We start from the raw sequence: 7,907 nt of genomic DNA, 5'->3' as shown, positions 1-7,907 counted from the left end.
TCAGCCAAGATGAACGTGTCGTTACCTTTACCGCCAGTGACTGTCACGTTTTGTACTTGACCTGATGTGTCAGCTTTGCTAGTTGTGAAGATGCCGTTACCCAAGTTGATCGTCAGGTTGCCTTCGAATGCGCTTGCATCAACTGCAGACAAACGGCCAGCTGCTTGCAAAATACCGCCGTTGTAGTTCACGGATTCGATAGTGCCGTTCGCAGCATTCACCACATTGCTTGTACCGCCCAATGACAGGTTTGCTTTGCCTGTGATCGTCACTTTACCAGCAGTACCTGTGTCCATTGGCAAATTCAATGAAGTTACAGAGTTTGCAGAAGCACCATCACTGCTCAATGCCAGTGTTTCGTAACCAGTGTTTGCTACGCCAGTTGCGCCTGTGCCACTTGTGTTTGCACCGATGTTGACTGAGCCAACTTGAACGTTAGACAATGCCAACGCGCCCGCTGTGTCGCCTTTCAATACGTCTGTACCGAATGAGAACTCGATCGCGCCTGTATTGTTTGCATTCGAGTTAGAAATGGACATTTTGTCCAAACGAGCTTGAATGTTTTCGATACGTGCAACGTTTGATACGCTAGATACGCGGCTGATCGCTACTTCTTTAACGTTAGTCGCATCTTGCAAATCCAAATCTGTTACCGCATTGTTGGACATGTTGCCAGCAGATGAAGAACCAGAGAATGTCAAATCCAACAAGTTGATGTTGTTCAATTTTGGTGTAATCGCTGTACCGCCGTTGTCGTTCGCGTTACCCAAAGTTGCTGTCAATTTGTTGACGGTACCTGTACCTGTCAAGACGTCTTCATCTTGCAGGGAGTTGATACGGTTGTTGCCACCTGGTGTGTAGACTAATTCTGATGTGAAATTCACGCCAGATACTTTGTCTGTGCCACTTGTCAACACTGGGTTGTTACCGTTAGTTTGCTTAGCAACATCCACAGACGCTGGGTCTTTAGTCACGTTAGCCATGATCGTCGTTGCACCAGCAACATCATTGCTGTTCAATGTGAAACCGTAGTATTCACCAACTGCAACTTTGTTCAAGAACAGGGCTTTAGAATCCAACGCTGCTGCGTCTGTACCTGAGTAGTTCTTTACCGCTGAGATGATTTGTGCGAACACGTCACCAACAGTGACTTTACCAGCTGCATCAAATTTGCCAGTCCAGAAAGTAACGCCGTCAGCATCAGCAGCACGACCCAATACGTTGGAGTAGAATTTTTCTACCAATTCTTTGTTAGTGGATGATTTTGGATAGTATGCACGTGCTGGCTCTACATCAAACATTTGTTGAGCGATTTGCGCGTAAGTTGCGCCTGCATCTAATTTACCAACCCAAAATGCCAGACCGTCACGCTCTGGTGCGCGGCCGAATAAGGAAACGTACAATTCAGTTACTTGTGTACGCATTGCTGCTGTTATAGCCATTTAGAACTCCTAGTAGGATTAATTTAAATACCAAAGCCAAGATGACGCTATGCGCCTCTTGTCGAGCGTATATTATTCAAGTCAGAACTTAATTAGTGTGACCTACGTCACGTTTTTTAAGATTATCATCAAAAACAACGCTTTATTTTGGGTTTTCTTTACAACATTTACTACTCTTTACTGCACTTGCCTTACTTCTTGCTGAAAAATCACTTTAACAAATTTAACAAATTTAACGTTTCTACAGCAACCGTCAATTCTAGCCGACTATCGTTTCTTTTGGTATACCCGCCATTACAATTCGCTAAGTCTTTGAATCTAATCAACTGAACGACGTTTACCAACGTCCCAGCGCAGGCGGAAGATTAGACTGGATACGTCATGAAGTTTTCTTCTTCGCGCCTATCGCTTGGCCGGCGACCGATGCGCATGGGACACCCTACAGCATTAGAAAGCTTGCCTTAAATTAACACTGAAAACTTTTCCACCTTGTTTAAATAGCGCGATATTAGTGTTGACGTGATAGTTCTCAAAATTGAACAAAACATCGAATGACGGTGAGAGTGACCAATTGAATTGCAATCGAGAAATGTAACGACCAATTCTGCGCTTTGCATTATTTTCAAGTTTGGGACTATATCCTTCCACATCATGCGAGCTGGAATAGGTCTGACTAAGGCTCGCTTTGAAATTTTTACTAAAGGCTGCTGAGATTTGCAAAGCCGTTTCCTTATTCTGACTGTTTCCGCCAGCCCGCTGACGCGTAGCAAAATCTTGCCCAATCCGACTTGTTAGGTTGAAATAGAGAGGGACATTGGATATTGCCATGCTACAGGATAGCCCACCCTGCGCCCAAAGCAAGCGACCATCCATGTTAGGGCTTTGCAAAAAGAACCGCCGCTCCAATTCAGCGCCGACACTGTAAGCACAAGCCCCCCACGGTCGCTCCAACTGAGCTTGTACCTTGCTATTAAATAGTGTGGGCAGGTTGCCTAATGAAATATGTTGCACTTGCAACCAGTAGCTGAGCTCACCCCAAACGCTATTCTTTTGATAGGCTAGACTGGCTTGTGCGTCCAAGGTAGAGAACTCCGTTTCTTGAACAAAGCTTTTTTGTTTTAAGCTGGAGAAAAACGAAACCTTTTGTTCTGGCGTGTAATTGGCATACTGCATACCTACGCCGAGCTGATTAAAACGATCTGTGCGCGCTTTAAACTTGTCGTCCAACGTATAAAATTCTCGTAGCTCGCCATCTGTCAGACTCAGCTTATCGACACGCAGCCCACTATTGGCATTGGTATCAACCCCGCTGGACAGATCTAACGAATAACTCCAGGCTTTGTTCTTGCTTTTTTCAAGCAAATATTTTTCTAATTCTTTTTCTATGGCTTGCAAGACTTCTTTTGGCGGGTAGAAGTTCGCTTGTATATATGCAAAGTAAGAAACCGCGATATCACGATTGCCTAGCGCAAAATTGGCGATCGCCAGCTCCAACCAAGCGCCAACATATTCTGGGCGTATCAGTACCGCTCTTTCGTAGATATTAGCGGCCAATTGGTGCTGCTCTAACTGCGACGCTAAACGCCCCATATTGTAAAAAAACTCTGCATCATTCTCATAGTGTGATTCTTGGCCTTGCATGAGCTCTAAGGCAGTTCGCAATTGGCCCGAGGCAACTAGGCTCTTGATTTGATTATTTAATACATCGGCGGGGATTGCTGGCGCCTGCGCAGATGAAGTCTGAGCAGATACCATTTGTGGCGGCGAACTAGCTGCAAAAGCACATTGAGTGCTGATTATTTGCAAGCCACCCAATGTGGCAAGCAACAAAAATCTAGGTAAAACTTTTTTCGGATGACGATTTTTTGATATGTGCATGCGTTTTTACTGTCTATCGCGGCGCGTAGATGTGAATAGGACGAGTACGTCCACGCACCTGCGTACCGCCTAAGGATTGCAGTTGATCCAAACCTAAAGTCTGGGCACAACGTTCACCAATTAAAATACTTTGTTGCAGAGTACGAGTAATACCCTCTAAACGACTGGCCAAAACCACTGGCTCACCCATCGCGGTATAGGTTCTTCTGTGCTCTGAGCCAAAATTACCGACTAGCGCTACCCCTGTTTCTATACCTATGCCTATGCCAATAGGCGCTATCCCATGTTCGACACAAAATGCATCGAGCGCAGCTATCTCTTGTTGCATCGCGAGTGCCGCATCTAATGCATGTTGCGCATGCTGGGGATCATCTTGCGGCGCATTCCAGAACGCCATGATGGCATCGCCAATAAATTTGTCTATCGTACCGTTATGCTGAACAACAACGGCAGACATCACCGTAAATACTTTGTGCATGAGCCTTGCGATCACCTCAGGCGAGCACTCCTCACAAATTTTTGCAAAGCCATTGACGTCTGCAAACAATACCGTGATCTCACGCCGGGTCGCATCAACATCGGCATCGATTGCGCTTCTAATCTGACTGTTTTGGGTCAACCTACTCGCTTCTTGTTTTGGCAAATAAGCAGAGAAAAGTTTCACAATGTTAATTTTATCACTACCAATACGATAAAGCTGATAAGAAAAACTTAATAACAGTGCCAATATCGGAAAAAGGAAGATCGGCAATAAAGGTAATAGCAGATGGCATTTCTGAAATACCCATAAAGCAAAGAAAATGCTAACGCTAAATGTAAATGCGGCCCAAGCAGGTAGCAAGGCGAATCGCTGCAGAGGCTGCTGAAAATTCCTTTGCGCCCAAATGCAAAGTAATGCGAAAGGAAGCAGGAGTAAAAACACCATCCAATTACCTAACCGAGGCTGCACCGAAAATTCGCCATCCAATAAGGCTGAAAGAATTTCTATATGCGGTAAAAATCCAGGCGACTCAGTGCCAAATGGCGTCACAACCAAATCGGCCAGACTCAGTGCCGTACCACCTATAAAGACCATACTCCCATCTAATAAGAGCTTGTTGGTATGCCCATCAAGGATATCGGTCGCCGAGACATTTGTAATCCAATGATCCTTCCTTTTGTGCCGGTAAGGTACGATTAGCTCACCTGACTTACCCAAAGGAATACTATTAATCTTAAGTGGTGTCACACCATCCATTTTGTCGTAAATATCGAGCGTCCAGTATGGCGCAAGCCATCCCTGCCCCGCCTGCATGGCAAACGTAGGACTTTGCAATTGACTAGCATAAGCTGCCAGACTCAAGGTGCTAAGGCAGCGCGCCTGCTTACTCAAATCGCAAATCACTGGGGTGACGGATCGAATCGAACCATCGGCATCCGTCAGTCGGTTGATATGACCTACATTCGCAAAGGGAATATCTGGGTGATTAATGACGCTTAAAACAGCTCTTGTGACTGGCTGGTTTTTCTCAAATTGAAACGCTGGCGCGTTCGAAGGCAATGTTAAGTGGATATCATCATGCTTCTTAAAAGCAAAAACAGCACCCCCAACGACCTGCGGACGTGCCACCTGACGCATAAATGCGGCTTCGTTAACTCGCTGCTCAGGAAATGTCATATCCATCACAACCGAAGCAGCACCATACTCATCCAGCAGGGAACTAATGAGTTTTGCCATCTTCTCTCGAGACCACGGCCATGCGCCTTGCTCACGCAAGCTACGCTCGTCAATATCCACAATCACAATGCTTTTGACGGGGGTACCTTTGTTTACTTGATTAGTACGAAAATCATTGAGCAAATAATCAACTGGCTTAAATAGCGTGGGAAAAACTTGGGGTATGAAGAAAGATAAGGCCAACGCGGCAAAAATAAAGAAAGCCGAGCCGCCTCTCAAAGCAAAATTCAACGCTGCACGACACCGCTCACGTATCTTAAAAAAAGTCGCACTTCTATTCGGCATGGATATGCTTTCCAAAGCAAAACAAGCACTTAAGTAAGCCGTAAATCGCGGGTGCGCTATACATGGCCGTTAACGAAAAAAGCCAAGAACTCCGACCAAGGCGAAGTTCTTGACTTTCATTTGTCTGGCTTATTTTACCCAGCGAGTCGCTCCGAGAACAGAAACTCCGTTGGAGAGGTTACGTTGAAATAAGTAGCCTGCCTGATCAGCATTCTTCGACAAAGCTCCTTCTATCGTTGTATTTGGGGTACCCGATTGACTTATAAAAGCACCTTGAAAGTTAATTTGTCCGGCAGACCCAATAGATACTTGAGAAGCGTCTTTACCACTAACGATCAAAGAAGTTTCGTAACGACGCTGCTCAAAGTCGACAGTTAAGCTAGGCGAAGTAATCTTTGCAGGGCTAATCGCTCGTTGAGCATCCATCACGTAGGCTTCGGATTCTGCCAATTTAAAACCAACGCGTCCACTCGACGGCATAGTAATGTTCGCCGTTTCTTTAAACAAACCAAAAACATCGTTACTACTCACCACGTCACGCCCTGGCAATGCAACGCTTGCAATACTGCCTTTGCCATTTTTTTGCTCTTCCGTCAAAAATGTACTCCAACGTCCCCACCAAAACTCTGGCGCAGAGACTACTGGAGTAACAGGCGTAACTGGATCTTTCGAGCCAATTTTGTTTTCAGTCTTGTTAACTTCTGCCACAGAAATTACCGTCAAAGGAGTAGCCGGCAACACTACTGCCTTTGGCTGACTATCAGCAGATACTTTGGGCTCTTCTGGACGCGGTGGCGCAACTACATTTGGTGTCTCGGTAGACTTATCTTGTGGCACTGGACGAGGCACTTTAGAAATGCCGCGCAACTCTAAGTCGGTGTTTTTCATGATCGCGGAAAGTACGCGGGAATTCTCGGAGTTACATGGACCAAACCCAGCTGCGGCACAATCTTTAGACAGTGGCGACATGACAATCGCACCACTTTGCACCGTCACACGTGTCAGCTCTTGACTCACGCGCACAACAAAATCGGTACCACGAATACCGATCGCTGCCAATGGCGTATTCATCCGATATTTGTCTTTAGCAGCTTCACCCGCTTTACCTGTGATACTGCGCACTACACCTTGCTCAACATTAAACTTAATGCTGTTGTTAGATGGGGATGCTTGATCGTATTTATAATCGTCAATCTTCATCCGGGAAGATGGACGCAAACTCACGAATGCACCATCAATCATGCGCAGATGGATATGTCCGTTATCGCCTGTCTGAAGAGTTTGACCGACCAAAATATTTTGGCCGCGAGCCACTTTTTGAATTTGTCCATCTTGCATGACTTGCGCATCGCCAATCACGAAACTGACAGTGCCCGCGATATCTGCTGCATAAGCATTAAACGCGAATAGCCACGCCAGCAGAATTACCGAACAAAGCTCAACCGATTGAATATATTTACTACGCATAACCGTCACCCTAAAGTATGTGAACTGGGTATCGCCCCGCTATTTTCAGGCGCAATACCGACTTACTATCACAAAAATTACGTTCGTAGTATAGCAGCTTCAATCAAACTACAATCGGTTATACTAGAAATTAGTCAGGAATAATGGCTAAAACTCTGCATTTTGGACACACGTAGTCCAGATTGTTTATATTTACCGCCCGCTAGCATCGTTAATTCAATATCAATTCAACATTACTTTTTAAGGCTTGCGAAAAATACCAAGCTGAGCTCCCAGCGCGAACTCAACTTTAATTGCACAAGCTTTAATTTTTTATATTAAATTAAACATTAATTTTGCTATTTCATTTTTTTTGCACATTTCTTAAACAGCATTTATGCCAATTTCACTTGAAACCACTGCGAGTATTCCTTTATTCCAGGGGCTAGATGAGGAAACCCTTAAAACCGTTGCCGGTCTGATGACCAGCCGCAATTACTTAAGTCACGATATTGTGCTGCGTAAAGGTGACAGTGCAGAACATATGGCTTTTTTACTGCAAGGAAAATTGCAGGTAGTTGATTTAAGCGAAGATGGTCGTGAAACAGGTATTCATTTTGTTTTGCCTGGTGCGTATTTTGGCGAACTATCAGTCATCGACGGCTTGCCTCGATCAGCGTCTGTGATATCGGTCAAGGCTTCGGAGGTGGCGTTTTTGCCCGCACCACAGGCACGCGCTTTGATCTTTAACCGACCTATCGTGGCGCAACGTGTGCTTGGCCACTTTGCAAAAGTTCTGCGTTTATCCTCAAGCCAACGCACCTTGTTAAGCATTCCAAACGCATTCCAACGCGTATTCGCGCAATTGCATACTTTTGTTCGTGAAACTGGTGAAGGTCAGGTGATCGAAGGCTTACCGAAGCAACATGAAATCGCCATCATGGTCAACACCAGTCGCGAAACGGTATCGCGCGCACTGCAGACCCTACTAAAACTAAACATTTTAGAAAAAAAAGGGCCCGTGTATATTGTGACTCACCCTGATCAATTAAAAAATGCGGCGATCAGTGGAATAGATGAGACACAAATTCAAATCAGTCAGTCAAGAACTACCACGCTAAAATCGAATTAAACAGCAA

General features: G+C 45.2%; 5 protein-coding genes. 1 reads left to right on the top strand and 4 read right to left on the bottom strand.

Annotated elements, in window-relative coordinates; all coding sequences use genetic code 11:
• From ACO0KZ_RS06360 to ACO0KZ_RS06345, 4 genes are all read right to left on the bottom strand, one after another.
• The coding region (locus tag ACO0KZ_RS06360) for a DUF4214 domain-containing protein (RefSeq protein WP_422993883.1) at positions 1-1,442 on the bottom strand (1,442 nt) is incomplete at its 3' end.
• 447 nt (positions 1,443-1,889) lie between these two features.
• A complete protein-coding gene (locus ACO0KZ_RS06355) occupies positions 1,890-3,320 on the bottom strand; it encodes a hypothetical protein (protein ID WP_422993881.1) in 1,431 nt (476 codons plus the stop codon).
• Between the two features lie 13 nt (positions 3,321-3,333).
• Complete coding sequence (locus ACO0KZ_RS06350) at positions 3,334-5,322, bottom strand: CHASE2 domain-containing protein (protein WP_422993879.1); 1,989 nt, start codon at positions 5,320-5,322, stop codon at positions 3,334-3,336.
• Positions 5,323-5,451: 129 nt separating this feature from the next.
• Complete coding sequence (locus ACO0KZ_RS06345; RefSeq protein ID WP_422993877.1) at positions 5,452-6,789, bottom strand: FecR family protein; 1,338 nt, start codon at positions 6,787-6,789, stop codon at positions 5,452-5,454.
• Between the two features lie 376 nt (positions 6,790-7,165).
• Between ACO0KZ_RS06345 and ACO0KZ_RS06340 the strand changes: the two genes are divergently transcribed.
• Positions 7,166-7,900: a Crp/Fnr family transcriptional regulator gene (locus ACO0KZ_RS06340; RefSeq protein WP_422993875.1), complete on the top strand. Its 735-nt coding sequence runs from the start codon at positions 7,166-7,168 to the stop codon at positions 7,898-7,900.
• The last annotated feature ends 7 nt before the right edge of the window (positions 7,901-7,907 follow it).

The sequence above is a fragment of the Undibacterium sp. Di24W genome (assembly GCF_049340325.1).
Classification (GTDB): Bacteria; Pseudomonadota; Gammaproteobacteria; order Burkholderiales; family Burkholderiaceae_D; genus Undibacterium.
This window is presented reverse-complemented; position numbering and strand designations above follow the sequence as displayed.